At 62.1% G+C, this 25175-nt stretch carries 21 protein-coding genes and 1 tRNA gene; 2 read left to right on the top strand and 20 right to left on the bottom strand.

Annotated elements, in window-relative coordinates:
* Positions 1–174: 174 nt before the first annotated feature.
* The 10 genes from L2I41_RS01445 to L2I41_RS01400 form a co-directional block, all read right to left on the bottom strand.
* Positions 175–801: an ATP-dependent Clp protease proteolytic subunit gene (locus tag L2I41_RS01445; protein WP_237151715.1), complete on the bottom strand. Its 627-nt coding sequence runs from the start codon at positions 799–801 to the stop codon at positions 175–177.
* 323 nt (positions 802–1124) lie between these two features.
* The gene (tig, locus tag L2I41_RS01440) at positions 1125–2471 is read right to left on the bottom strand and encodes a trigger factor (RefSeq protein ID WP_237151714.1); all 1347 of its coding nucleotides are present in this window, start codon (positions 2469–2471) and stop codon (positions 1125–1127) included.
* Between the two features lie 169 nt (positions 2472–2640).
* Positions 2641–2725: transfer RNA gene (locus L2I41_RS01435), tRNA-Leu, on the bottom strand.
* A 131-nt stretch (positions 2726–2856) separates the two neighbouring features.
* Positions 2857–3369: a DUF4405 domain-containing protein gene (locus L2I41_RS01430; RefSeq protein WP_237151713.1), complete on the bottom strand. Its 513-nt coding sequence runs from the start codon at positions 3367–3369 to the stop codon at positions 2857–2859.
* Between the two features lie 162 nt (positions 3370–3531).
* Entirely contained in the window at positions 3532–3918 is a 387-nt protein-coding gene (locus tag L2I41_RS01425) for a TfoX/Sxy family protein (protein WP_237151712.1), read from the bottom strand.
* A 55-nt stretch (positions 3919–3973) separates the two neighbouring features.
* The gene (gene tenA, locus L2I41_RS01420) at positions 3974–4642 is read right to left on the bottom strand and encodes a thiaminase II (RefSeq protein WP_237151711.1); all 669 of its coding nucleotides are present in this window, start codon (positions 4640–4642) and stop codon (positions 3974–3976) included.
* Between the two features lie 77 nt (positions 4643–4719).
* On the bottom strand, positions 4720–5487 hold the full coding sequence (locus L2I41_RS01415; RefSeq protein WP_237151710.1) for an amino acid ABC transporter ATP-binding protein: 768 nt from the start codon (positions 5485–5487) through the stop codon (positions 4720–4722).
* A 54-nt stretch (positions 5488–5541) separates the two neighbouring features.
* The gene (locus L2I41_RS01410; RefSeq protein ID WP_237151709.1) at positions 5542–6684 is read right to left on the bottom strand and encodes an amino acid ABC transporter permease; all 1143 of its coding nucleotides are present in this window, start codon (positions 6682–6684) and stop codon (positions 5542–5544) included.
* Positions 6685–6695: 11 nt separating this feature from the next.
* A complete protein-coding gene (locus L2I41_RS01405) occupies positions 6696–7895 on the bottom strand; it encodes an amino acid ABC transporter permease (protein ID WP_237151708.1) in 1200 nt (399 codons plus the stop codon).
* Positions 7896–8218: 323 nt separating this feature from the next.
* A complete protein-coding gene (locus L2I41_RS01400; protein ID WP_237151707.1) occupies positions 8219–9247 on the bottom strand; it encodes an amino acid ABC transporter substrate-binding protein in 1029 nt (342 codons plus the stop codon).
* Between the two features lie 697 nt (positions 9248–9944).
* On the opposite strand from L2I41_RS01400, the gene metC reads away from it, so the two are divergent.
* Positions 9945–11132 (top strand): cystathionine beta-lyase, encoded by a 1188-nt coding sequence (gene metC / locus L2I41_RS01395; RefSeq protein WP_237151706.1) that lies wholly within the window; start codon positions 9945–9947, stop codon positions 11130–11132.
* A gap of 46 nt (positions 11133–11178) precedes the next feature.
* On the opposite strand, the gene L2I41_RS01390 is transcribed toward metC, so the two are convergent.
* The 8 genes from L2I41_RS01390 to L2I41_RS01355 all read right to left on the bottom strand — a co-directional run bounded on the left by L2I41_RS01390 (position 11179) and on the right by L2I41_RS01355 (position 21473).
* A complete protein-coding gene (locus L2I41_RS01390; protein WP_237151705.1) occupies positions 11179–11463 on the bottom strand; it encodes a DUF1467 family protein in 285 nt (94 codons plus the stop codon).
* A 123-nt stretch (positions 11464–11586) separates the two neighbouring features.
* Positions 11587–12408, bottom strand: coding sequence for a 3-methyl-2-oxobutanoate hydroxymethyltransferase (gene panB, locus L2I41_RS01385; protein WP_237151704.1), 822 nt, complete (start codon positions 12406–12408; stop codon positions 11587–11589).
* A 19-nt stretch (positions 12409–12427) separates the two neighbouring features.
* Positions 12428–13285, bottom strand: a complete 858-nt coding sequence (panC, locus tag L2I41_RS01380; protein ID WP_237151910.1) for a pantoate--beta-alanine ligase — start codon at positions 13283–13285, stop codon at positions 12428–12430.
* A 177-nt stretch (positions 13286–13462) separates the two neighbouring features.
* Positions 13463–15094 carry an alpha-D-glucose phosphate-specific phosphoglucomutase gene (locus L2I41_RS01375; RefSeq protein ID WP_237151703.1) on the bottom strand — a complete coding sequence of 544 codons (1632 nt, stop codon included), beginning with the start codon at positions 15092–15094 and terminating at the stop codon, positions 13463–13465.
* Positions 15095–15206: 112 nt separating this feature from the next.
* Complete coding sequence (gene glgX / locus L2I41_RS01370; RefSeq protein WP_237151702.1) at positions 15207–17324, bottom strand: glycogen debranching protein GlgX; 2118 nt, start codon at positions 17322–17324, stop codon at positions 15207–15209.
* A gap of 16 nt (positions 17325–17340) precedes the next feature.
* A complete protein-coding gene (glgA, locus tag L2I41_RS01365) occupies positions 17341–18783 on the bottom strand; it encodes a glycogen synthase GlgA (protein WP_237151701.1) in 1443 nt (480 codons plus the stop codon).
* Between the two features lie 291 nt (positions 18784–19074).
* The gene (gene glgC, locus L2I41_RS01360) at positions 19075–20328 is read right to left on the bottom strand and encodes a glucose-1-phosphate adenylyltransferase (protein ID WP_237151700.1); all 1254 of its coding nucleotides are present in this window, start codon (positions 20326–20328) and stop codon (positions 19075–19077) included.
* A gap of 554 nt (positions 20329–20882) precedes the next feature.
* Positions 20883–21473, bottom strand: coding sequence for an RBBP9/YdeN family alpha/beta hydrolase (locus L2I41_RS01355; protein WP_237151699.1), 591 nt, complete (start codon positions 21471–21473; stop codon positions 20883–20885).
* Between the two features lie 316 nt (positions 21474–21789).
* On the opposite strand from L2I41_RS01355, the gene purU reads away from it, so the two are divergent.
* Positions 21790–22674 (top strand): formyltetrahydrofolate deformylase, encoded by an 885-nt coding sequence (gene purU / locus L2I41_RS01350; protein WP_237151698.1) that lies wholly within the window; start codon positions 21790–21792, stop codon positions 22672–22674.
* Positions 22675–22740: 66 nt separating this feature from the next.
* On the opposite strand, the gene L2I41_RS01345 is transcribed toward purU, so the two are convergent.
* A complete protein-coding gene (locus L2I41_RS01345) occupies positions 22741–23373 on the bottom strand; it encodes a L,D-transpeptidase (RefSeq protein ID WP_313791115.1) in 633 nt (210 codons plus the stop codon).
* Between the two features lie 158 nt (positions 23374–23531).
* Complete coding sequence (gene hflX, locus L2I41_RS01340; RefSeq protein WP_390633667.1) at positions 23532–24965, bottom strand: GTPase HflX; 1434 nt, start codon at positions 24963–24965, stop codon at positions 23532–23534.
* Positions 24966–25175: the final 210 nt, after the last annotated feature.

Below are 25175 nucleotides of genomic sequence, written 5' to 3'. Positions count from 1 at the left end.
CCGGCCTCTCGCCCGGTTCGCGGCAGCACACCGCCTCTCAACCTCTTTTATCTGTTTCACCCGCTGGTGAAAGACTGTGCAGCCATGCTGCACTCAGAGGAATCAAGATATGCTTAACGCCAGTCTTCCATTGACCGGCGAGGCATAATCGGCTCGCCGGCTCAATTCTTCCCGTCACGCAGCGTCCGGCGCCACGCGCTGGGCAATCACGTCGTCGACGAGACCGAAGGCCTTGGCCTGCTCGGCGTCCATGAAGTTGTCGCGCTCCAGAGCCTCTTCGACGGAAGCCAGATCACGACCCGTGTGCTTCACGTAGATCTCGTTGAGGCGGCGCTTCAGCTTCAGGATTTCCTGAGCGTGCAGCATGATGTCGGCCGCCTGTCCGCGGAAACCGCCCGACGGCTGGTGCACCATGATACGGGAGTTCGGCAGCGTGAAGCGCATGCCCTTCTCACCGGCTGCCAGCAGCAGCGAGCCCATGGACGCCGCCTGACCGATGCACAGCGTCGCCACCTTCGGGCGAATGAACTGCATCGTGTCGTAGATGGCCAGACCCGCTGTCACATAACCGCCAGGCGAGTTGATGTAGAGGGAGATCTCCTTGTTGGGATTCTCCGATTCGAGGAAGAGCAGCTGCGCGCACACCAGCGCGGCGACGCCGTCGTCGATGCCGCCGGTGATGAAGATGATCCGCTCCTTGAGCAGGCGCGAGAAAATATCATAGGCGCGCTCGCCGCGGTTCGTCTGCTCGACGACCATCGGGACCAACGTGCTCATGGTGAAATCGACTGGATCCTTCATACGCTTCCTCGGCCTTCATTCTCTCTGCCGGATGGACCGACATGGCGTTGGCACGCCCGCAAATCAGTTCATGCCCTGATCGTTACATCCCAAGCTACAGCTTGGCTACACCATAGGCTCTGAATTTTCCGTGCATGGTATACGGCAAAATGCACGTCATCGGGGCGGCCGGTGTCCGAAATTCCTTTGGCAACTAGGGAGCCGATGAGGACATTGCAAGAGCCATGCCTGCCGTTTGTGTCGCAAGACCGACACAAACGGCAAAGCGGCCGGGGGTGAACCCCGACCGCTTCACGCAATCTGCAATGAGAAGAAGAGCCGAATCAGACGGTCTCTTCGTCGTCCTTGAACAGCTCGTCCTTGGAGACCACCTTGTCGGTGACCTTGACCTTTTCGAGCAGGAAGTCGACGACCTTCTCCTCGAACACCGGCGCCTGCAGCGAAGCGAGCGCGTTGGCGTCCTTGCGGTAATAGTCGAACACGGCACGTTCCTGGCCGGGGAACTGGCGAGCACGTTCGATCAGGGCGCGCTGCAGTTCCTGCTCGTTCACCTTGATCTCGTTCACTTCGCCGAACTTGGAGAGCACCAGGCCCAGACGCACGCGGCGCTCGGCGATCTTGGTGTACTCGGCGCGGGCCTTCTCTTCGGTGGTCTCTTCGTCCTCGAAGGTCTTGCCGTTGCGCTGCAGCTCGTCGGTCACCTGCTTCCAGATGCCGTCAAACTCCTGGCCGACCAGGGTCGGCGGCAGCTCGAAGGTATACTGCTTGTCGAGGGCGTCGAGCAGCTGGCGCTTGACCTTCTGACGGGTCTGGCCACCGTTCTGCGACTCGATCTGGCTCTTGACCACGCCCTTGAGGCCTTCAAGATCGTCCATGCCGAGCGTCTTGGCCCAGTCGTCGTCGAGCTTCAGCTCGGCGGGGGCGGCAACTTCGAACACTTCGATGTCGAAGGTGGCCGGCTTGCCGGCGAGGTGGGCAGCCTGATACTCGGCCGGGAAGGTCACTTCGATGACCTTCTTGTCGCCGGCCTTCACACCGACCAGCTGCTCTTCGAAGCCGGGGATGAAGCGCTTCTGGCCAAGGAAGATGAAGGCCTTGTCGTCAGCGCCGCCCTCGAAGGGCTCGCCGTCGAGCTTGCCGAGGTACGAAATGGTCAGGCGATCGCCGTCGACCGAAACCGCACCGTCTTCGCGCGTCGCATAGCTGCGGGCGCCCTCGGCGATGATCTTCAGGCGCTCTTCGATGTCTTCGTCGGACACGTCGACGACCGGACGCTCGATTTCAATGCCAGCCACGTCGGCCAGATCAAAGCTCGGGATCACCTCATACTTGAGCGAATAGCCAAGGTCGGCGGCACCGGTCAGGATCTTCTCGGCATCGTCGTCCGACAGATCGATCTGCGGCTGCATCGCGGCCTTCTCGGCGCGCTCTTCGATGGCCTTGGCAGACGTCTCGCCGATCACGGTGTTGACGATCTCGGCCATGGCAGACTTGCCATAGAGCTTCTTGAGGTGGGCCTTGGGAACCTTGCCGGGACGGAAGCCCTTGATCTGGGCGCGGCCCTTGAGGTCATCGAGATAGCTGTCGAGCCGCTCGGCGAGTTCGGACGCCGTGACGACGATCTTCAGTTCGCGCTTCAGGCCTTCGGTCGAGGTTTCAGTCACCTGCATGGATGTGTTCTTTCATCTCTAATTCGCGAAAGCCCCACGATATGCCCGGTGCGTTTTCATCCGCAGGCATCCCATGGAGCAATCTGATTTCGTCTTCTTCACCCTCCCGCGCGCAGGTAATCCGCGCAGCCAGGAAAGCGGCATCCCGACGGTTCCGGTAACAGGGTCTTGGTGCGGGCGGAGGGACTTGAACCCCCACGACTTGCGCCACTGGAACCTAAATCCAGCGTGTCTACCAATTCCACCACGCCCGCGACCCGAACCCGACCGGAATGCATCTCCGATGCTCGAAGCGGCGCTTCCATATCAAACTTCCGGGCGGGCACAAAGCAAAAAGGGGAAGAATCGTGTCGATCCCTCCCCCTGCTTGTTGTTTTCCGCGAAATTATTCGCTGGGTGAGCCCGCAGTGAAGACGGCGCCCACGAGCTCGAAGGCATTCGCCCCGGCCTTGGCCGCAAGACCGGTGAGCGTATCGGCACCCGTGGCGCCGGACACACCGGCCGCTTCGAGCCGCTTGATGATCGTCGCCTCGTCGGTTTTTGCGACCAGAGCGAGGGTGGACACCTCTGCATCCTGCAGCGCGCCGAAGGCCGCCATGCGCGGATCGGTGCCGGTACTGCTGGCCCCCTCGATGGCAAAAGGCGCAGCCATGATCAGGCAGACCGCAAGGCCGGCATACATGGGCACCCGCTTGAAATAGTTCTTGAGCGGCCCCCAGTTCCGCCACATGTGCAGAACGAAGGGCACGATCAGTACCATCGAAAGGAGTTCGTGCATTTCGCGGAAATATTGCGTGCCCACATGCAGGAACAGCGCAACGCCGGAAACCAGCGAAACGATGAACAGACCCGTTGTAAGCGGGGTCGCATAGCGAAGCATGAAGTCTTTGGCAGACATGGTCTGAGGCCCTATGAAAACGCCGCCTGCCAGCCCGTCCCGGCGTCGCAGCTCTTTGCGTTCGCCTCACTTCTAAGCTCTTCGGCCACACAAGTCCCCGCGCAACCGTGTCAAAGTGTACTCAATTGTAACCGAGCGGAAACCGCCCTCAACCCGCCTCCATCACTCCGCCTCGGTCACCTTGGCCTTGCGAACCCGCTTGGGCTTGGCTGACTTTGCCGCCTCCGCCCGACGCGCGGCACCGATGGCATCGCGGCACCAGTCGACGAACTCATCGGGTTCATCGAACAGACGGTCCGGCATCTTCCAATAGGGCATCTGCACCGTGCGACCGCCGCTGCCAGCATAGGTGAAGGGGCCGAGCCCCTCCGCCTCGAATCGACCTTTGGTCTGCTCGTCTGCCTTCAAATGCAGGCCTTCATCGAACTGGGCGGCGAAGATCATCCCATCCTGATAGATGGCAACCCCACCGAACATCTTGCGGAACGTGATGCCACCGAGCGGACGGGTCAGATCCCGCAGAAATTCAACGAACTCGGCATCCGCCATATCGGCCACTCCCCAGCTGTCCCACGCTTTTTAAACAGGAACATACAGCGAACACTCACAACTTGTCCAGCCCCATCTGCCAGAAGGCCGCCTCAAGACGTGTCGCCTGCCCGAACAGCCGGGCCAGCCTGTCGAACCGCCCTGCCCCAACCTCCGAACCGGCCAGTTCATCCAGATGCCGGATCGCCGACACTGCCAACTCCTGATAGGCCGCGCTCGAATATTCCGAGATCCAGCGCGCGTAGGGATTGCCGGGCGCCAGCGCGCCGGGGATGGTCGCCAGCCGTTTGCCGATTACGGCATAGCCGATCACGCAGGGCGCCAGGGCCACATGCAGGTCCAGGATATCCCCCGCCAACCCCGCATCGATGACAAAGCGCGTATAGGCCGTCGTCGGCATGTCTTCCTCTGCCGCTTCCACATCGGCAGCCTCCAGCCCCCACTCGCCGCAGTAGACGAGGTGCAGGTCCATCTCCATGTCGAGAATCGCGGACAAGCCTTTCTGCGCCGCCCGCATCTCGGCAAGGGTCCGTCCCTTGAACACGGCCAGCGCATAGGCACGCGCAAACTGGATCAGGAACAGATAGTCTTGCACCAGATAGTGCCGGAAGGCCGCAACCGGCAGCGTCCCGTCGGCCATGCTCTGCACGAAGGCATGGGTGGTGTAGCGCTCCCAGTCGGAAGCATTGGCCGCCACAAGGCGATCAAACAGGCTGGTGGTCATCGCATCCATTCCAAAACAAAACACCCGGCCCTCTTGCCGAGGACCGGGTGCCAATCTGCGCAAACTCGGGCCTGCGATCAATGCAGGATCTGACCGAGGAACAACTTGGTACGCTCGTGCTGCGGGTTCGAGAAGAACTCGTTCGGTTCGTTCTGCTCGACGATCTGCCCCTGATCCATGAAGATCACCCGGTTGGCGACCTGACGGGCAAAGCCCATCTCATGGGTCACGCAGAGCATGGTCATGCCTTCTTCGGCAAGACCAACCATGGTGTCGAGAACTTCCTTGACCATTTCCGGATCGAGCGCCGAGGTCGGCTCGTCGAACAGCATGATCTTCGGCTTCATGCACAGCGAGCGGGCGATCGCCACGCGTTGCTGCTGGCCACCCGAGAGCTGGCCCGGATACTTGTGCGCCTGCTCGGGGATCTTCACGCGCTTGAGGAAGTGCATGGCCACCTCTTCAGCGTCCTTCTTGGGCATCTTGCGCACCCAGATCGGAGCCAGCGTGCAGTTCTCCAGGATGGTCAGATGCGGGAACAGGTTGAAGTGCTGGAACACCATGCCGACCTCGCGGCGCACTTCATCGATGCGCTTGAGGTCGTTGGTCAGTTCGATGCCGTCAACGATGATCTGGCCTTTCTGGTGCTCTTCCAGGCGATTGATGCAGCGAATGGTCGTCGACTTGCCGGAACCCGAAGGACCGCAGATGACGATGCGCTCGCCGCGCTTCACCGTCAGATTGACGTCGCGCAGCACGTGAAATTCGCCGTACCACTTGTTGACGCCGATCATCTGCACGGCGATTTCCGGTGCCTCGGCAACATTGGATGCGATGTTGGACATAAACACTACCCCTGCGGCGAAAGCCTGCTTTTTATCTGGTCTGATGCCGGGCGATCAACGCCGGTGACTCTTGTTGAGCTTGCGTTCCATATATTGAGAATAGCGGGACATCGAGAAACAAAATACCCAGAAGATCGCCGCTGCGAAGACAAAACCGGTCGGCGCAATCGACGGTGTCGACCAGTTGGCGTCGGCGAAGTTTCTCTGCACCGAGCCCAACAGGTCGAACAGGCCGATGATCATCACCAGCGAGGTGTCCTTGAACAGCGAGATGAAGCTGTTGACGATGCCGGGGATGACGATCTTCAGCGCCTGCGGCAGGATGATCAGCCGCATGGACTGCCAATAGCCGAGACCGAGCGACGCCGCGCCCTCATACTGCCCCTTGGGGATCGCCTGCAGACCGCCGCGCACCGTTTCCGCCATGTAGGCAGCAGTGAACAGGGCCACGCCGATGAGCGCACGCAGCAGCTTGTCGAAGTTCACGCCTTCGGGCAGGAACAGCGGCAACATCACCGAGGCCATGAACAGCACGGTGATCAGCGGCACGCCGCGCCAGAGCTCGATGAAGACCACCGACACGATCTTGATGAACGGCAGCTTGGACCGGCGACCGAGCGCCAGCAGGATGCCGAGCGGCAGCGAGGCGACGATACCCGTCACCGCGACCACCAGCGTCACAAGAAGACCGCCCCAGTTGGCCGTTTCCACCACCTCGAGGCCAAGCCCGCCGTAGAGCAGCCAGAAGGCAAGCAGCGGAAAGGCCGTGGTCATGAAAAGCGCCAAGCGTCCACGCCCGGGCGTCTTCTCATAGGCCAGACCGGCAAGGCCAAGCGCGAAGATGCCGACGACCAGTTCCGGCCGCCAACGCAGATCATAGGGATAGGACCCCAGCATGAACTGCCCGAACTTGGCACGCACGAAGGCCCAGCAGGCCCCGACCACCTGCCCGTCCTTCGGCAGACAGGCGTCACGATTGTCACCTGTCCAGACGGCGTCGATGAAGGCCCAGCGAATGAACGGCGGCAGCACCCAGACAATCAAGAGCAGCAGCAGCATCGTCACGACGGCATTGAACACCGACGAGAACAGGTTCGCCCTCGCCCAGCCCAACAGCCCAGTCGTGGACGCCGGCGGCGGCAACGGAGTCTTGAACTCCTTGGCAACAAACGACGTTTGCGAGGAAATGTCCGTCATCTTCGCTTCCCTCACCGTTCAACCAATGCCACGCGGGCATTGAACCAGTTCATTGCCGCAGCCGTCAGCAGGCTGATTGTCAGGTAAACCGCCATGGTGATGGCAATCACCTCGATGGCATGACCGGTGATGTTCAGCGTCGAGCCCGCAAACACCGCCACCAGATCCGGATAGCCGATGGCGACCGCCAGCGACGAGTTCTTGGTCAGATTGAGATATTGCGAGGTCAGCGGCGGAATGATCACGCGCATCGCCTGCGGCACGACCACGAGCCGCATCGTCAGGCCGCTCCGCAGGCCAAGGGCGTTGGCCGCCTCGGTCTGGCCATGGCTGATGGCGAGAATGCCGGCTCGCACGGTCTCAGCGATGAAGGACGCGGTATAGAGCGAGATGCCCACCGTCAGCGCGATCAGTTCCGGCTTGACGACCATGCCGCCCTGGAAGTTGAAGCCCTTGAGTTCGGGCATCTCGAAGGTCAACGGCTCACCAAGCACCACGTAGACGATGCCCGGCAGCAGGACGAGAATGCCAAGCCCGGCCCAGAAAGTCGGGAACGGCTGGCCGGTTGCCATCTGGCGCGCCTTGGCCCAGCGCGAAACGTAGATGACCACCAGGAGCGCCAGCAAAAACGCCCAGAACACCCACTGAAAGCCGTCGCCCGTGACGGGACGCGGCATGGTCAGGCCACGATTGGAGAGATTGCTCGCGAACGGCAGCACATAGCCCTGGCGCGGTCCCGGCAAGACCGACAGCACGGCCTTGTACCAGAACAGCAACTGCAGCAGCAGCGGGATGTTGCGCAGCGTTTCCACATAGATGGTGGCGACCTTGGCCAGCAACCAGTTCTTGGACAGGCGCGCAATGCCGACCACGAAGCCGATGATGGTGGCGAAGAAGATGCCGAGCGCGGCAACGATCAGCGTGTTGATCAGGCCGACCCAGAACACCATCGAATGCGTGGAGTCCAGCGTATAGTCGATCGGCTTCTGCGAGATGTCGAAACCGGCACGCGCCCAGAGAAAATCAAACCCGAAGGGAATGTTCGCGGCGCGGAGATTGTTGGCCGTGTTGAACGAAAGCCAGACAAAGAACACCACCAGAGCCAGAAGAACGAGGGCCTGGAAGGCAATACCTCGCACATCGGGATCATAGAGGACGGCCCGGAGCAACGTCGGGCGGGAGTCGGAAGACTTTGAAGATTGGGACGTCATCCAAGGCCTCGCAAGGCACCGCCGACAGTGCGGCGGATGGGCCAAAACAGACGACGATCGACGTGCACGCTCCCCAGGCACCAAAACGCTGCCGCTGTTCGGACAACGCCTGAACAAACGGCACTAACTCTTTGAACTGGCACATGTCCAACCAGACAAGCCGTCCATCGACAACGCCGGCAGGAGAACGCACAAAACCCGACCGCGCCTTGGGTCTTGCCCCGGAGCCAAGCAATGGCCTAGGAACAGAAACCCCTCGCTGGGCTGAGGACCCCTGATAAGAAACCGGGGTGTCCGATCACTCGGACACCCCGACAATCAAATCAGCGGATCGGCGGGGCGTACTGCAGGCCACCCTTCGACCACAGCGCGTTCAGACCGCGGGCGATCTTGAGCGGCGAGCCCTGGCCCACGTTGCGCTCGAACACTTCGCCGTAGTTGCCGACGCCCTTGATGACGTTCACGGCCCAGTCCTTGGTCAGCCCGATGGGCGTACCGAAGTCGACGCCTTCGCCAACGCCGAGCAGGCGCTGCACGTCCGGATTGGTCGAGGTCTTCATTTCCTCGACATTGGCCTGGGTCACGCCGAACTCTTCGGCGGTCAGCAGCGCATAATGCGTCCAGCGAACGATCGACTCCCACTGGTCGTCGCCCTGACGAACGGCCGGCCCGAGCGGCTCCTTGGAGATGATTTCCGGCAGAACGACGTTGTCGTCCGGGCTGGTCATCTTCAGACGGATCGAATAGAGGCCCGAGGCGTCCGTGGTGTAGACGTCGCAACGGCCACCGTCATAGGCGGCATCGACTTCTTCCTGCTTCTCGAACACGACCGCGTTGAAGGTCATGTTGTTGGCCTTGAAGTAGTCAGCCAGATTGAGCTCGGTGGTGGTACCGGACTGCACGCAGACCGAGGCGCCATTGAGTTCCTTGGCCGAAGACACGCCGAGCGACTTCTTCACCATGAAGCCCTGACCGTCGTAATAGTTCACGCCGGTGAAGGTGATGCCGAGCGAGGTGTCCCGGCTCATGGTGGCGGTGGAGTTGCGGGCCAGCATGTCGATTTCCTTCGACTGCAGGGCCGTGAAACGCTCCTTGGCGGAGAGCGGGGTGAACTTCACCTTGGTCGGGTCGCCGAAGACGGCAGCGGCAACGGCGCGGCAATAGTCAACGTCGAGACCCTTCCAGTTGCCCTGGTCGTCGGGTGCGGAGAAGCCAGCCAGCGCGTTGTTGACGCCGCACTGAACGAAACCCTTCGCCTTGACGTCGTCAAGCGTACCAGCCGAAGCTGCGAGCGAGCCAGCGCCCACAAAAGCCGCACCAAGGAGGATGGTTTTCAAAGACTTGCCGTACATATTCGGAGTGCTCCCCTGCATTCGATCCGCTACAAAATCGTTCCCGCGAGCTGTTTGCTTTCTTGCTTGAACGTCAACTCGCGCCGCGACTGATATTATGGCCGTTCAGTGACGACCAATGCTGATTTGAGACGGTCCATTCCAAAATTAGATTGAAATGATCAGAAAATCCGTTGACTCCCCAACCACAGACCATCCCCAAGCAGCCGCCGCCCCGAAAGGCGACGATCGATAACAATAGATTACAAATTGCACCGAGGGTCAATCGCCGCAGCGCAAAAAATGACCATAAAATAGACCGCCCATTATATCGGCAAATTTCCGATGATTTTTTCATCACGCAGCCAAATTTGCAGACATTATCCTGAAAACTCAAGATATTCGGCAGATGAGTATTTTCATGTAACCTACTATTGCCGAGCGCCAGCCCTGGCGAGACAATACTATACAATCAACTCCAGGATTTTATTGGGCGCCATTTGTATGCACATTACTGCATGTGCATCATGCAACAATTTCAGCGCTTTACCTCGCGAGCCCCCAGCATCACACCTCCTTGTGCGAAAAACTGTCTGGCGGACTTGAAACCGCTATGGTTTGGCCATCAATTGGCACCAAGCGCCTCCCGCGCCGATCCGAGCCTGTGACCACCGATGCCTTCCTTCGGCCCGGCGGCAGATTCAAGAGCCGAGTTTCAATGTCAGACGACAAGCACAATCTTTCTTCCGCGGGTACTTTCACCAAACTGTCCCACGCCGGACGCGCGCCACGCGAGTTCCACGGCTTCGTCAATACGCCGGTCTACCACGGCTCCACCGTGACCTTCCCCGATGTCGAGACAATGATGTCCGGGCGCCAGAAATATCAGTATGGCCGCCGCGGCAGCCCCACCACCGACACGCTCGCCGATGCCCTCAGCGCGCTCGACGGGGCGGCTGGCACGGTTCTGTGCCCCTCGGGTCTCAGTGCGGTCACCACCGCCCTGCTGTCGGTCCTCGACGCCGGCGATCATCTTCTGATGTCCGATAGCGCCTACGATCCGGGCCGCTATGCCGCCACCACGGTGCTCAACCGCTTCGGCATTGAGACGAGCTTCTACGATCCGCACATCGGCGCCGGCATCGAAGCCCATTTCAAGCCAAACACAAAGGCTGTGCTGACGGAGTCGCCCGGCTCGCTCACCTTCGAAATCCAGGACATCGGCGCCATCTCCGAAGTTGCCCACCGGCACGACGCCTATGTGATCATGGACAACACCTGGGCAACGCCCGTCTATTTCCGCCCGCTCGACCATGGGGTCGACATCGCCTTCATGGCCTCGACCAAATATGTCGTCGGCCATTCCGACGTGATGATTGGCACCGTCGCCGCCAATGCGCGCGCCTGGAGAAAGCTGCATACCTATCATGGGTCCATGGGCCTCTGCGTCGGCCCTGATGACGTCTATCTGGCCACACGCGGCCTGCGCACCATGGGCGTCCGCCTTGCCCGCCATTTCGAAAGCGCGTTGAAGGTCGCCACATGGCTCGAGGGGCGACCGGAAGTCGCCAAGGTGCTCTACCCGGCCCTGCCCTCGCATCCAGATCATGCGCTCTGGAAGCGTGACTTCAAGGGCGCCTCGGGCCTCTTGTCCTTCGTCACCCGCACCCCGTCGCTCGACGCGGTCAAGGCCATGCTCGATGGCCTGTCCTGGTTCGGCCTCGGCTACAGCTGGGGTGGCTTCGAGAGCCTTGCCATCGTCGCCGATCCGCGCAAGTCGCGCACGGCCACCAAGTGGGACGAACCGGGCCAGCTCATCCGCCTGCACATCGGCCTTGAGGACGTGGACGATCTGATCGCCGATCTCGCGGCCGGGTTTGACCGCCTGAATGCGGTTGCCGGCTGACAGGCAAACGGCGGCGGCACCAGTGGGTGTCGCCGCAACCGACTGATCATTGAACGTGATGCACCTGCGGCCCCGGCAGCATGTCGAGCGTCAGGCCCGAGTTCATCACCCAGACGAACACGCCGAAAAACAGCGCCGAAAGCACTGTGGTGGCGGCCAGCTTCTTGCCGATATGCGAAACGGCCGGGGCACCCGGCTCGGAGCCGGCCGTGATCTCGCCGGCCTCATGCTGCGAGCGCACGCCCCAGGGCAGCACCATGAACAGGCTCAGCCACCACATGATGAAATAGATCGCGACCGCGCTTCCGATCCCGATGCCGCCGATGTACATGCTCGTCCTCCCCGGTCCCTTCCACAGAGACAGGGGGACATTATACGCGTTTTTGCCTAAGGCGACAGCTGCCTGATGCAGCCGGCGAAGGGCTTGGTCCTCATCTCGCAATCAAACTCGCGATCAGGCCTTCGGCTGGAAGGTATGCTCGATCGCCGGGAAGGTCCGGGCCTTCACTTCGTCGGCATAGGCAGCAGCCGCCTTGCCGATTTCCACGCCCAGCTCCGCATAGCGCTTCACATGCCGCGGCTGGAACTCGTTGAACATGCCCAGCATGTCCTCGGTCACCAGCACCTGCCCGTCGCATTGCGGCGAAGCGCCGATGCCGATCACCGGCACTGGCGCCCGGGCGGCGATGTCGCGCGCCACCGGCTCCAGCGTGCCTTCAAGCACGAAGCCAAAGGCGCCGGCATCGGCAACCGCAGCCGCATCAGCCATGATCTTGGCCACCTGCGCCTGATTGCGCCCCTGCGTCTTGTAGCCGCCGAACACATTGACCAGCTGAGGTGTGAGCCCCACATGCCCCAGCACCGGCACGCCGCGCTCGGTCATGAAGCGGATGGTGTCGGCCATCTCTTCCCCACCCTCAAGCTTCACCGCCTGAGCGCCCGTCTCGGCAATGATCCGGGCCGCCGAGCGGAAGGCCTGCTCGCGGCTCTCCTGGTAGGAGCCGAAGGGCATGTCGACGACAACCAGCGCTGCCTTGGAGCCGCGCACTACCGCCGCGCCATGGGCGATCATCAGGTCCAGCGTCACCGGCAGCGTCGTCTCGAAGCCATATAGCACCATGCCCAGCGAATCGCCCACCAGCAGGAAGTCCACATGCGGGTCCAGGAACTGCGCCATCGGCGCCGTATAGGCCGTCAGGCTGACGATCGGACGGACGCCCTTCAGCGCCTTGATGTCGGCGATGGTGCGACGCTTGGACCGGATCGGTGCGCTCATGGCTTATGTCCTTGTTGGGTCATGCGGAAAGGGAAACCACGCGCTGGTCGAGCAGGCGCGTGCGGCCGATGCGGACGGCCAGCATCATGGCAATGGCACCCGGCGGGGCCTTGGGATCAATCGGACCGAGGTCGTCGGCGCGGCAGACGGCCACCAGGTCCGGCTCGGCAACCGGCACCGTTGCCAGCACCCGCCGGATCAGTGCCTCGATGGCCTCGGGATCTAGGATGCCGTCGCGAATGGCAGCCTCGGCCTCCGCCAACGACCGGTTCAGCACGGGCGCCAGCGCCCTCTCGTCAGCCGAGAGGTAGACATTGCGCGAAGAACAGGCGACGCCATCCGCCTCGCGGACCGTCGGAACCCCAAGGATTTCCACCGGCAGCGACAGATCTGCGACCATGCGCCGGATCACCGCCAGTTGCTGGTAGTCCTTCTCGCCGAAACAGGCCACGTCCGGCTGCACGATGCCGAAGAGCTTGGCGACCACCGTTGCCACGCCACGGAAATGCCCCGGCCGGCGCTCGCCTTCAAGGATCGTGGAAAGCCCCCCAACCTCCACATGCGTGGCGATCGGGCGCGGATACATTTCTTCGACCGAGGGCGCAAACAGAATGTCGCAGCCATGCTCTTCCAGCAATCGGCTGTCGGCCGGCAGATCGCGCGGGTAACGGGCGAAATCCTCGGTCGGCGCAAATTGCAGCGGATTGACGAAGATCGAGGCGACCACGACATCGGCATGCTCGCGCGCCCGATCCACCAGTGTGGTGTGCCCCTTGTGCAGATAGCCCATGGTCGGCACAAAGCCGATCCGACGACCGGCACGCCGATGGGGTGCCAGCGTTTCGCGCAGGTCTGCGATGGTATCAACGATAAGCAGCGGCACGCCTTCCTCCGCGCTGGTGCGGTTCGCAGGTCTTTTACTGCGCTGCAACAGGCTTGACCATTCAAGATTTAGGCGTGTTGCCAAAAAAGAATCCAATGACGGGGCGACAATTTGGCCACCCCGTCACGCTTGCAGCATCAGGACGTTCTTCGCCAGACGCCTCCGACCGGCTCAGGTAATCACGTCCGGCGCGGTGCGGCCCGTGCGGGCCTTGATCTCGGCCAGCGTATCGGCAGCGGTGATCACCTTCGCCAGCGCCACCTGCGCGTCGAGACCATGCTTGGCCGGATCGGCCTCGAAGCTTTCCAGATAGACGCGCAGCGTCGCCCCCTCGGTGCCGGTGCCCGACAGGCGGAACACCACGCGCTCGCCGCCCTTGAACAGGATGCGGAGGCCCTGCTTCTTGGTCACCGAACCGTCCACCGGATCGTTGTAGGCAAAGTCGTCGGCGCTCTCGACCACGAGGTCGCCAACCTTGGTGCCCGGCAGCGTCGGCAGCATGTCGCGCAGGCGATTGACCAGCCCTTCGGCCGCCGCCGTCTCCACCGCCTCGTAGTCGTGGCGGGTGTAGAACATGCGGCCATACTCTGCCCAGTGCGAGTCCTGGATCGCCTTCAGGCTCTCGCCGCGCACCGCCAGGATGTTCAGCCACAGCAGCACCGCCCAGAGGCCGTCCTTCTCGCGAACATGGTCCGAGCCAGTGCCGGCACTTTCCTCGCCGCACAGCGTCACCTTGCCGTCATCGAGCAGATTGCCGAAGAACTTCCAGCCGGTGGGCGTCTCGTAGCAGGCAAGGCCCTTCTTGGCGGCCACACGATCGACGGCGCCCGAGGTCGGCATGGACCGAGCCACGCCCGCCAGCCCCTTGGAATAGCCCTTGGCGAGATGCGCGTTGGCCGCCAGCAGCGCCAGACTGTCCGACGGCGTCACCACCGCGCCCCGACCGATGACGATGTTGCGGTCGCCGTCACCGTCCGAGGCAGCCCCGAAGTCAGGACCATTCGGGCTCGCCATATAGTCATAGAGTTCCTTGGCATAGATCGGGTTCGGGTCCGGATGGCCGCCGCCAAAGTCCGGCAGCGGTACCGCGTTGACCACCGAGCCCGGCTTGGCGCCGAGCCGTCCCTCGAGAATCGCCTTGGCATAGGGGCCGGTGGCCGCATGCATGGCGTCGAAACGCAGCGTGAAGCCCGCCTTGAACATGGCGGCGATCTTGTCGAAATCGAACAGCGTTTCCATGAGTGCGACATAGTCGACCACCGGGTCGACGATCTCGATCACCGTCTCGCCCACCTTGGACGTGCCAAGCTTGCCCAGATCCACGTCCGGCGCCTCGACGATCTTGTAGGCGCTGATCGACTTGGTCGCCGCGAAGATCAGGTCGGTGACATTCTCCGGCGCCGGCCCGCCGTTGGAGCCGTTGAACTTGATGCCGAAGTCGCCATCCTCACCGCCGGGATTGTGGCTGGCCGACAGGATGATGCCGCCGAAGGCGCCGCGCTTGCGGATCACATTGGACGCCGCCGGCGTCGAGAACAGGCCATTCTGGCCGATCACCAGATGTGCCGCACCATTGGCGGCAGCCATCTTGATGATCACCTGAATGGCGGTGTCGTTGAAGAAGCGCCCGTCGCCACCAATCACCACCGTCTTGCCGGCAAAACCGCCGACGCCCTCGATGATGGCCTGCACGTAGTTTTCAAGATAGCCCGGCTGCATGAAAACCTTGGTCTTCTTGCGCAGGCCGGACGTGCCGGGCTTCTGCCCTTCGATCGGCTTGGTGGCAACCGTCTTGACGCTCATCTGCTTCTCCCCGGGGACAATCCCCTTCAGAACCATTCTTCTTGCAAACGGATAGCACGCAACCGTGACATCCGAAATCATCAGGGCCGCACCTCAGGCGCCCGGCTTGGCATCAAGCCAAAGGCACCTCGGCGAAAGCCAGTAACGTGCGTTCGGCCACATCCTGAATGAACCCGACGGCGCGCACCGGCGCCTGCAGTGGTTCGCCAGTGGGCGTCTGCGTCGTCAGAATCGGCTTCCAGCCGTGCCCGTCCTTGCCCTTCGGCAGCACGAAGCGGCGCAGGGTCCGGTGCGGGTTCATCACCAGAAGCACCGCCTGCCCATCGTCTTCCAGATGCGGCAGCCACGAACCGCGCAACACCACGCCAAAGCACTTGAACTGCAGATTGTTCCATTCCGCCGATTGCATCGGCCGGCCGCTCTTGCTCACCCATTCCACATCCAGCAGCCCGTCGTCCGGGCGCGCCTTGGAATGCAGAAAGCGCGACTGGCGGAAGATCGGGTAGTCCTTGCGGATCTTGATCACCCGGGCGACGAAGGCGAAGAACTCGGGATCCTTGGGGTTGACCCAGCGCACCCAGCCGTTGGGATTGTCCTGGCAATAGGCGTTGTTGTTGCCGAACTGCGTGTTGCCCGCATCGTCGCCCGCCAGCACCATGGGCGTGCCCTGCGACAGCAGCAGCGTCGCCATCAGATTGCGCATCTGCCGCTTGCGCACCGCCACGATCGCCGGCGCCTCGGTCGGTCCCTCGATGCCATAATTGGCCGACTTGTTGTCGGAATGGCCGTCCCGATTATCCTCGAGATTGGCCTCGTTATGCTTGCTGGCATAGGACACGAGATCATGCAGCGTGAAGCCGTCATGAGCCGTCACGAAGTTGATCGAGGCAAACGGCCGCCGGTTGCGCCGGTCGAACATGTCCGCAGAGCCGAGCAGGCGCGACGCCAGTTCCGGCGCCATGCCCTCGTCGCCACGCCAGTAGCGGCGCACCGTGTCGCGATAGCGATCGTTCCACTCGGCAAAGCCGGGCGGGAAATGCCCCACCTGATAACCTCCGGGACCAATATCCCAAGGCTCGGCGATCAGCTTGACACGTGACAGTACGGGGTCTTGCCGCATCGCCGTCAGCAGCCGCCCCTCTGGATCGAAACCGGAGGGCTCACGGGCGATGGTGGTGGCAAGGTCGAAGCGGAAGCCATCGACGCCCATCACGGTGACCCAATAGCGCAGGCTGTCGAGGATCATCTGCGCGACGCGCGGATGGCCGGCATTCACCGTGTTGCCGGTGCCGGTATCGTTGATGTACCAGCGCGGCCGATCCGGGTTGAGCCGGTAATAGGACGCGTTGTCGATACCGCGGAAGGATACCGTCGGGCCGAACTGATCCACCTCGCCGGTGTGGTTGTAGACCACGTCGAGGATCACCTCGATGCCCGCCTCGTGCAGCCGGTCGACCATGTTGCGGAAGCGGTGGATCATCCCCGCCCCGCGCGGACCATGATCAAAGCGCGGCTCCGGCGCAAAATAGCAAAGCGGCGAGTAACCCCAGTAGTTGCTGAGGCTCTTGCGGATCAGGAACCCCTCGTCGATATAGGCCTGCACCGGCAGGAACTCGACGGCGGTGATCCCGAGCTTGACCAGACGCTCGATCATCACGGGCGACGCGAAGCCGTCATAGGTGCCGGCAATCTCCTTCGGCACGCCATCCATCTGCATGGTCATGCCGCGCAGATGCCCTTCATAGATGATCGTATCCGACCACTTGTGGTCCGGCCGCGGATGCCCAAAGGGATCGAGGGCCGGATCAACCACAATCGCCTTCGGCACTACCGGCGCGCTGTCGCGCAAATCGAAAGTGGTGTCGTCCTGGGTGAAGGTTTGGAAGCCCGCCATCATGTCGGACGTCCTGAGACGCCCCGTCAGCAGCTTGGCATAAGGATCGATCACCAGCTTGTGCGGGTTGAACCGATGCCCCCGCTCGGGGTCATAGGGCCCATGCACCCGGAAGCCGTATGTGGTGCCCGGCCCGAGGCCCGACACATAGCCGTGGAAAATCTCGTCAGTGCATTCCGGCAGCGTGAGACGGGCATATTCGTGCCCCGTCAGGGGCGCGAAAAGGCAAAGCTCGATCCGTGTCGCATTGGCCGAGAAAATGGCAAAGTTGACGCCATCGCCATCATAGTGCGCTCCCAACGGAAAGGGTCGACCGGACCGGATGGCTAGGTTCATGTCCGCGCCTCAAAAATTACACGAGCAAGTCCGTGTAGAGCGCCACATAGTCGGCAGCCGAGTCTTCCCAGCCCACCGGATGCGTCATGGCCCGCGCCTGGATCTTCTTCCAGTTCTTCTTGTCGGCAAACAGTTCGAACAGACGCTCGATAGCAAAGCCGAGGCCGCTCACCGTCACCGGCGCGAACTGCAGACCAGTCGCCGTGCCGGAACGGATCGAGGCGTCATTGGCGTCGATCACCGTATCGGCGAGACCACCCGTCCGCGCCACCACCGGCAGCGTGCCGTAACGCAGCGCATAGAGTTGGGTCAGACCGCAAGGCTCGAAGCGCGACGGCACAAGGATGGCGTCCGCACCGGCCTGCAGCACATGGCTTAGCGCTTCATCATAGCCGATCTTCACCGCCACCGAACCCGGATGGGCCGCAGCCGCCTCGTTGAAGGCGCGTTCGAGTCCCGGCTCGCCCGAGCCCAGCACCGCGATCTGCCCGCCCCGGCGGATGATGTCGGGGATGTGGGCGATCAGGAGATCCAGCCCCTTCTGCCCGGTCAGACGGCTGATCACCGTGATCACCAGCGCGTCCGGATCGGTGGCCAGTCCCATCTTCTCCTGCAGATCCAGCTTGCAGCGCGCCTTGCCGAGCGGCTTCTTGGCGCTGAAGCTCGCCGCAATATGCGGATCGCTGGCAGGGTCCCACTGCGTCGTGTCGATGCCGTTGATGATGCCCGAGAGGAAGCGCGAGCGGTCGTTCAGCACGCCTTCGAGGCCCATGCCATACTCCGGCGTGCGCAACTCGCGGGCATAGGTCGGGCTCACCGTCGTCAGGCGATCCGAGAACACCAGACCCGACTTCAGGAAGGAGCACTGGCCGTAGAACTCAAGACCGGCCGGCGTATAGAAGCTGCTGGGCAGTCCGAAGGTGTCGAAGTCGGTGCGGCCACAATTGCCCTGAAAGGCGATGTTGTGAATGGTGAACACGGTCTTCGGCCGACCATCCGCCTCGCCGGCCATCAGATAGGCGGGCACGAGACCGGTCTGCCAGTCGTGACAGTGCACGATGTCGGGCTTCCAGCCGCCGACGCTGAATCGACCGATCGACGCACCGATCGCAGACAGAGCCGCGAAACGACGGATATTGTCGGGCCAATCGCGTCCGTCAGGACCGAGATAGGGATTGCCGGGCCGGTCGTAGAGATGCGGCGCATCCAGCGCCAGCACATGCAAGCCGTCCGCCGTGTCGCCCGAAATCAACCGCGCCGGACCGCCGAACAGCTCGCCATAGTGGGCGACTTCCGAGAAGCCGTGCAGCTTGCCCAGCAGCCCCGGATAGGCCGGCACCAGCACGCGGACGTCACAGTCGAGCTGCGCCAGCGCCAACGGCAGGGCGCCGACCACATCGGCAAGGCCACCCGTCTTGATCAGGGGGAAGCATTCGGAGGCTACGAACAATATGCGCAATTTCTCGTCTCCGACCTTGGCAACACCTTGGCTGTCGTCGCATCGGCACAGCCGACCTGCAGCTTGTGCCTCAACACGCACCAGCGCCCGCACAACGGCAGCCGCTGGCTCTCTGGAATACACGTGAATTCAAGACTTTGGAACCCGGCAGGAAAAAACTGGCCAATCTGTGCACCACTGGCAACAAATTTCGTTCCACGCCGCGCGGGCCATGCTCAGCTTGCATGCCACCGCGCCTCGGTGAAAACAAAGGCGCGGTGGCAACATGGCTCGGAAAGGACTGATTCCCGATCAGAGATCGAGTCGGTCGATCATGTCCTGCGTAATCAGGCAAATGCCATTCTCGGACCGACGGAATCGCTTGGCATCCAGCACCGGATCCTCACCCACGACCAGATTGGCCGGAATGATAACGTCCTTATCGATGACGCAGCGCTTCAGCCGTGCGCCGCGATGCACCTGCACATAGGGCATCACCACGCAATGCTCGACATCGGCATAGGAATGGGCGTGCACACCGGTGAACAGCAGCGACTTGTCGATGCGCGCACCGGAGATGATGCACGCACCGGCCACCATCGAGCTGGTTGCCGCGCCGCGTCGACCGTCCTCGTCGTGCACGAACTTGGCCGGCGGCACGATCTCCGCATAGGTCCAGATCGGCCAGGTGCGATCATAAAGGTCAAGCGCCGGGGTGAAATCGGTCAGGTCGATGTTGGCTTCCCAGAAGGCGTCGATCGTCCCCACGTCACGCCAGTAGGGCTCGAACTCGGTGGAGGACCGCACGCAGCTGTCGGAGAACTTGTGGGCGATCGCCTTGCCATTCTTCACCAGATCCGGGATGAGATCCTTGCCGAAGTCATGGCTGGAGTTGGGGTCGTCCTGATCCTTGCGCAGGATGTCGATCAGGAAGGACGTCTTGAACACATAGATGCCCATGGAGGCGAGCGCCACATCCGGCTTGCCCGGCATCGCCGGCGGATCTTCCGGCTTCTCGATGAAGTCGATGATGCGCTGGCTTTCGTCGATCTTCATCACGCCGAAGCCCGTGGCTTCCATGCGCGGCACCTCGATGCAGCCCACCGTCACGTCGGCACCCGAGTCCACATGCTGCATGAGCATGATCTCGTAGTCCTGCTTGTAGACGTGATCGCCCGCGAGGATGATGATGTATTCGATGTTGTGCGCTTCGATGATGTCGATGTTCTGGGTCACCGCATCGGCCGTGCCGAGATACCACTTGTCCTCGGACACACGCTGCGACGCCGGCAGGATGTCGAAGCTTTCGTTGCGTTCGGGACGGAAGAAGTTCCAGCCGTTCTGCAGGTGACGGATCAGACTGTGCGCCTTGTACTGCGTCGCCACCGAAATGCGCCGGATGCCCGAGTTCAGGGCGTTCGACAGCGCGAAGTCGATGATGCGGCTCTTGCCACCGAAATAGACGGCCGGCTTGGCGCGCCGATCGGTGAGTTCCTTGAGGCGGCTGCCGCGGCCACCGGCCAAAACGAAAGCCATGGCGTTGCGTGCAAGACGCCGGTTGCTCATTGATTCTTCCCTCATGACGCTCCTCCCGAGAGATCGCTTTGCGGCCACAGCTTTTTGCGCGGCCTTGTCGATCAATTTGCCGAAACGGACCTGCAACCGGATTTTCTGCCGATCTGCAGGACTGCCGCTCTCAATGTTGTCCAGGCACGATCCGAAGCCGAAGGGCCACTTCGACCAGGGGCGAATCGCACCCCGCGTGATTTCCGACAGACTGCAGCAGCTGCCGCTGCCTGCACGCATCCTGCCGGCAATTTGGTTGAATCTTTCGTTAAATCCTCATTACTGCCGCCGGACTGACGGGAAGTTCTCCATCAATCACCACTCCATCCCCTCGACCAGGTAGCCACCGCAGGCAATCGCCGATCATGGCTACTATGGCGCGCGATCGATCTTTTGTCTCCCAAAAATTCGATAGCTTCGCCAAGCATTTCATCAAATGCCAAGCGCTTTGGATATCATGGTCACCACGTAAATCGGCGTCCGCACAAACACCACGGGCGCCGCCTCGGTCCAAGCCGAGACGACGCCCGCACGAACGTATTGCTGTCCTTCGATCAGAAGGCCGCCGCAAACGCCTGATCACTACTGGACACGCGGTGGGCAACGCCACCTTGCACGCCCTTGCCATTCACACGCGCCAGAAGCGCCTTGCCCGCCTCCCAACCACCAAGGCCGGAGGACGCGTTGATATGCCCGAGCCGACCGGCATCGTGAAGTTCCGCTTCCCACATGCGCGCCAGCGCCTTCGCACGGGGATAAGCCATCCAGGAATCATTTCTGCTGGCAACCACAACCGCGCGTACATTCAAGGGAGCGAGCGGAAGCGGTGCAAATCCGCCAAGCCCAGGGGTTCGACAGTGACGATCCACGTCTGCCGGAGCCACCAGCAAGGCGCCGGCGATATCAAGGTCCGGCCGCCGCACCAGGAGATGCGCCGCCAGGATGGCACCAAGGCTATGGCCAACCAGAACCGCTCCCGGATGCGCCTCCACTGCAGCAGCCGCGGTCCTCAGCCAGTCATCAAAGTTGGGCAGGTCCCAGTTGGCCTGTTCAACAACCTTTGCGCCCGCAATCTCTCGCGCCCAGAGCCGCTGCCAGTGGTCAGGTCCGGAGCCATAGAGGCCGGGCAGGATCAAGGTGGACATGGCGAGCGCCTCCATCTGACGTCAGAGCAATTGGGTTCCGATCTGCCTTGCGACCGGACAGGACGAATCCTAGCGGCCTCACCTCCAGGGGTCGTGCGCAAATTTTGCGTATTTTCCCGAAGTCGCGAATTGCCATGCTCCCGTCCGCCCAACTTGGGAGAACACACCGACAAGCAGGCTCACGCCTTGCACTAAATCGACACAGTCATTGACGCGGCCACCTTGCGGCTTGTCCCGGCCCATCGTCCCGCGATAGAGAGATTTTCCGATAATCCCGGTCGTTCCGGTCGGGTCACGAGAACAGGATCGCACGTTGATGAGTCAGTATGTTCTGACGGTTTCATGCCCGACGACACGCGGCATCGTTGCCGCCATCTCCGGCTATCTCGCCGCCGAGGGATGCAACATCGTCGACAGCTCGCAGTTTGACGATCTCAGCACCGGCAAGTTCTTCATGCGCGTCTCCTTCATGTCCGAAGAAGGCAAGACGCTGGATCACTTGCAGGCCGGCTTTGCGCCCATCGCCGAGCGCTTCAGCATGTCACTGAACCTGCACGACTCCACCGAGCGCATGAAGGTGATGCTGATGGTCTCGCGCTTCGGCCATTGCCTCAACGACCTGCTCTATCGCTGGAAGATCGGCGCCCTGCCCATCGATATCGTCGGCGTGGTGTCCAACCACTTCGATTACCAGAAGGTGGTCGTCAACCACGACATTCCCTTCCACCACATCAAGGTTACCAAAGAGAACAAGCCTCTGGCTGAAGCTCACCTGATGGACGTGGTCGAGCAGACCGGCACCGAACTCATTGTCCTCGCCCGCTACATGCAGGTGCTCTCGGACGATCTGTGCAAGAAGATGTCGGGCCGGATCATCAACATCCACCACTCCTTCCTGCCGTCCTTCAAGGGCGCCAACCCCTACAAGCAGGCTTTCGAGCGCGGCGTGAAGCTGATCGGCGCCACGGCCCATTACGTCACGGCCGACCTCGACGAAGGCCCGATCATCGAGCAGGACGTCGCCCGCGTCACCCACGCCCAGTCGGCCGAGGACTACGTCTCCATCGGGCGCGACGTGGAAAGCCAGGTGCTGGCGCGCGCCATTCACGCGCATATCCATCACCGCACCTTCATCAACGGCAACCGTACTGTCGTCTTCCCCGCCTCGCCTGGCTCCTACGCCTCCGAACGCATGGGCTGAGCGACCGCGCGGACAAAAATTGGGGGCGCAGCCATCAGCTGCGCCCCCTTTGTTTTTCCTCGAAAATCAGGCACCGGCCGTCGCGCCGCCATCGGCCGGCAACACCAGCACTTCGGTCCCCACGGGTACCCGTTCATAAAGGTGCATCACGTCCTGATTGATCAGGCGAATGCAGCCCGAGGACACATTGGTGCCGATGGTCCAGGGCTGACTGGTCCCGTGGATGCGATAGAGCGTGTCCACCTTGCCCTGATAGAGATAGTGCGCCCGCGCGCCGAGTGGATTGTCCGGACCACCGGGCATGCCGTTGGCCCAGAGCGCCGCCTTGGGATCGCGCGCCTGCATTTCCACCGGCGGGTGCCAGCTCGGCCATTGCGCCTTGCGGCGGATCACCGCCCGACCATTCCAGGTGAAGCCCTCGCGTCCCACGCCGACGCCGTAGCGCAGCGCACGACCGCCTTCCATGACGAGATAGAGATAGCGGTTCGGGGTATCGACGATCAGCGTACCGACCGCTTCATCTGTCGGATAGTCCACCTCCTGCCGCAGGAACGCCGGATTGATCAGTGTCAGGTCAGCCGCCGGCACAACAAATCCGCCGTCCTCGACTTCGCCATACATCGAAACAAACTGCGCGGACGGCAACGGATAGCGCCGGATTCCGGGCTCGCCCGAGGCAATCGGCTTGGCAATCGGCACGACTGGAGCGCCCGTGGTCGCACAGGCAGTCAGCGCCAGAGGCATTGCAGCAAGAAAAGACCGTCGCGTCAGGTTACCCATGATCTCAGCATCCATTTGAACGAACCAACTGAATGCTGATTAACGCCATATGCCCGAGTCAGGTCTTCAAGACTGTCTCACTCTTGCGTGATTTCATGATCCTGAAGTTCAGGCTTGTCCTGCAGCATGGTCCCGTAGCGCGCCATGAAGGCATCCTGGAACTTCTCAGCCACGCGGACAGCCAGCTTCAGGCCGTCCTCGCCACGATCGTCCCGCTCCAGCACCTCGCCATGGCCATAGAGCCAGGCAAGCGCCGCGCCGTCGCTCGGATCCAGTGTCAGACGATGCACCGGCCTGTCGCCCAAGAGCCGCCCCTCGATGGCCTCGAGCAGGGCCGGCAGCCCCTCGCCAGTCAAGGCCGACACCACATGCCGTTCCTGGCCATCCGGCCCGGTCGTTGCGGCCTGCGCCAGCAGCGTTTCCCGACGCCCGTCTTCAACGGCATCGATCTTGTTCCACACTTCGATCACGCGCACCCGGTCGTCGGGATCGAGACCAAGCTGCTTCAGCACATCGGCCACGTCCTGCGCCTGCGCTTCGGTGTCCTTGTGGGAAATGTCGCGTACATGCAGGATGATCGACGCCTCGATCACTTCTTCCAGCGTCGCCCGGAAAGCGGCCACCAGATGCGTCGGCAGGTTGGAGATGAATCCCACCGTGTCCGACAGGATCGCGTCGGTGCCGTGCGGCAGCTTGATCCGCCTGAGCGTGGGATCCAGCGTGGCGAACAGCAGGTCCTTGGCAAACACGTCGGAATTGGTCAGCCTGTTGAACAGCGTCGACTTGCCGGCGTTGGTATAGCCGACCAGCGCCACCACCGGATGCGGCGCCTTCTTGCGCTGCCGACGGTGCAGGTCGCGCGTCCGGCGCACCTGGTCCAGCTCTTCCTCAAGCCGCGAGATCTTTTCCTGCAGCTGCCGACGGTCCGCTTCGATCTGCGTTTCACCGGGACCACCGAGGAAGCCGAAACCACCGCGCTGCCGCTCAAGGTGGGTCCAGGACCGCACCAGTCGCGACTTCTGATATTGCAGATGCGCCAGTTCGACCTGCAACCGGCCTTCTCGCGTCCGCGCCCGTTCGCCGAAGATCTCCAGGATCAGACCTGTACGGTCGATCACCTTGGCGTTCCAGGCCTTTTCGAGATTGCGCTGCTGGATTGGCGTGAGAGCATGGTCGACGATCACAAGATCGACGTCCCCCTCCTTCACCTTGGCCGCGATATCCTCCACCTTGCCCGAACCAAACAGCGTCGCTGGCTTGGCCTGGCTGATGGACACGGCAAAGCGATCGACAACGTCGAGATCGATGGCCAACGCCAGGCCATAGGCCTCATCAACGCGCGCATCCAGATCGCGGACGGCCTGAGCGGCTTCCGCTGCCTCCTTGCTTGGGCGCACGCGCAAATCGGGCACCAACACAAGCGCCCGCGATCGCACCGCCTGCCGGTCGATGCTCCGACGCGGCCCGCGCACCTCGTGTTCGTCGGCTTCAGAATCTGTTTCTTGGGTCAAGCGACCTCCCGATGGGCCTGTCAGCCCAATGGCCCGTGCTCCGCACTCAGGCAGATCGTCTCCCGCACGGGCTATAAATATCTCACGCGCCGCCAATCGGCGGCGTCCTGCAACTGCTCAACGCGTCCCGACAAAGCCTGCGGACCGCTACATCGCAGCCCGTCTCACATGGGCACGAAAGGCAGGACATTCAATACAAATGCAAGCGAC

The sequence above is a fragment of the Oryzibacter oryziterrae genome, assembly GCF_021864535.1.
GTDB lineage: Bacteria > Pseudomonadota > Alphaproteobacteria > Rhizobiales > Pleomorphomonadaceae > Pleomorphomonas > Pleomorphomonas oryziterrae.
This window is presented reverse-complemented; position numbering and strand designations above follow the sequence as displayed.

What these genes read in the sequence shown, in the direction of transcription:
- L2I41_RS01445 (WP_237151715.1), bottom strand. Translation starts at nt 801, where the DNA reads ATGAAGGATCCAGTCGATTTCACCATGAGCACGTTGGTCCCGATGGTC.
- tig (WP_237151714.1), bottom strand. Translation starts at nt 2,471, where the DNA reads ATGCAGGTGACTGAAACCTCGACCGAAGGCCTGAAGCGCGAACTGAAG.
- L2I41_RS01430 (WP_237151713.1), bottom strand. Translation starts at nt 3,369, where the DNA reads ATGTCTGCCAAAGACTTCATGCTTCGCTATGCGACCCCGCTTACAACG.
- L2I41_RS01425 (WP_237151712.1), bottom strand. Translation starts at nt 3,918, where the DNA reads ATGGCGGATGCCGAGTTCGTTGAATTTCTGCGGGATCTGACCCGTCCG.
- tenA (WP_237151711.1), bottom strand. Translation starts at nt 4,642, where the DNA reads ATGACCACCAGCCTGTTTGATCGCCTTGTGGCGGCCAATGCTTCCGAC.
- L2I41_RS01415 (WP_237151710.1), bottom strand. Translation starts at nt 5,487, where the DNA reads ATGTCCAACATCGCATCCAATGTTGCCGAGGCACCGGAAATCGCCGTG.
- L2I41_RS01410 (WP_237151709.1), bottom strand. Translation starts at nt 6,684, where the DNA reads ATGACGGACATTTCCTCGCAAACGTCGTTTGTTGCCAAGGAGTTCAAG.
- L2I41_RS01405 (WP_237151708.1), bottom strand. Translation starts at nt 7,895, where the DNA reads ATGACGTCCCAATCTTCAAAGTCTTCCGACTCCCGCCCGACGTTGCTC.
- L2I41_RS01400 (WP_237151707.1), bottom strand. Translation starts at nt 9,247, where the DNA reads ATGTACGGCAAGTCTTTGAAAACCATCCTCCTTGGTGCGGCTTTTGTG.
- metC (WP_237151706.1), top strand. Translation starts at nt 9,945, where the DNA reads ATGTCAGACGACAAGCACAATCTTTCTTCCGCGGGTACTTTCACCAAA.
- L2I41_RS01390 (WP_237151705.1), bottom strand. Translation starts at nt 11,463, where the DNA reads ATGTACATCGGCGGCATCGGGATCGGAAGCGCGGTCGCGATCTATTTC.
- panB (WP_237151704.1), bottom strand. Translation starts at nt 12,408, where the DNA reads ATGAGCGCACCGATCCGGTCCAAGCGTCGCACCATCGCCGACATCAAG.
- L2I41_RS01375 (WP_237151703.1), bottom strand. Translation starts at nt 15,094, where the DNA reads ATGAGCGTCAAGACGGTTGCCACCAAGCCGATCGAAGGGCAGAAGCCC.
- glgX (WP_237151702.1), bottom strand. Translation starts at nt 17,324, where the DNA reads ATGAACCTAGCCATCCGGTCCGGTCGACCCTTTCCGTTGGGAGCGCAC.
- glgC (WP_237151700.1), bottom strand. Translation starts at nt 20,328, where the DNA reads ATGAGCAACCGGCGTCTTGCACGCAACGCCATGGCTTTCGTTTTGGCC.
- L2I41_RS01355 (WP_237151699.1), bottom strand. Translation starts at nt 21,473, where the DNA reads ATGTCCACCTTGATCCTGCCCGGCCTCTATGGCTCCGGACCTGACCAC.
- purU (WP_237151698.1), top strand. Translation starts at nt 21,790, where the DNA reads ATGAGTCAGTATGTTCTGACGGTTTCATGCCCGACGACACGCGGCATC.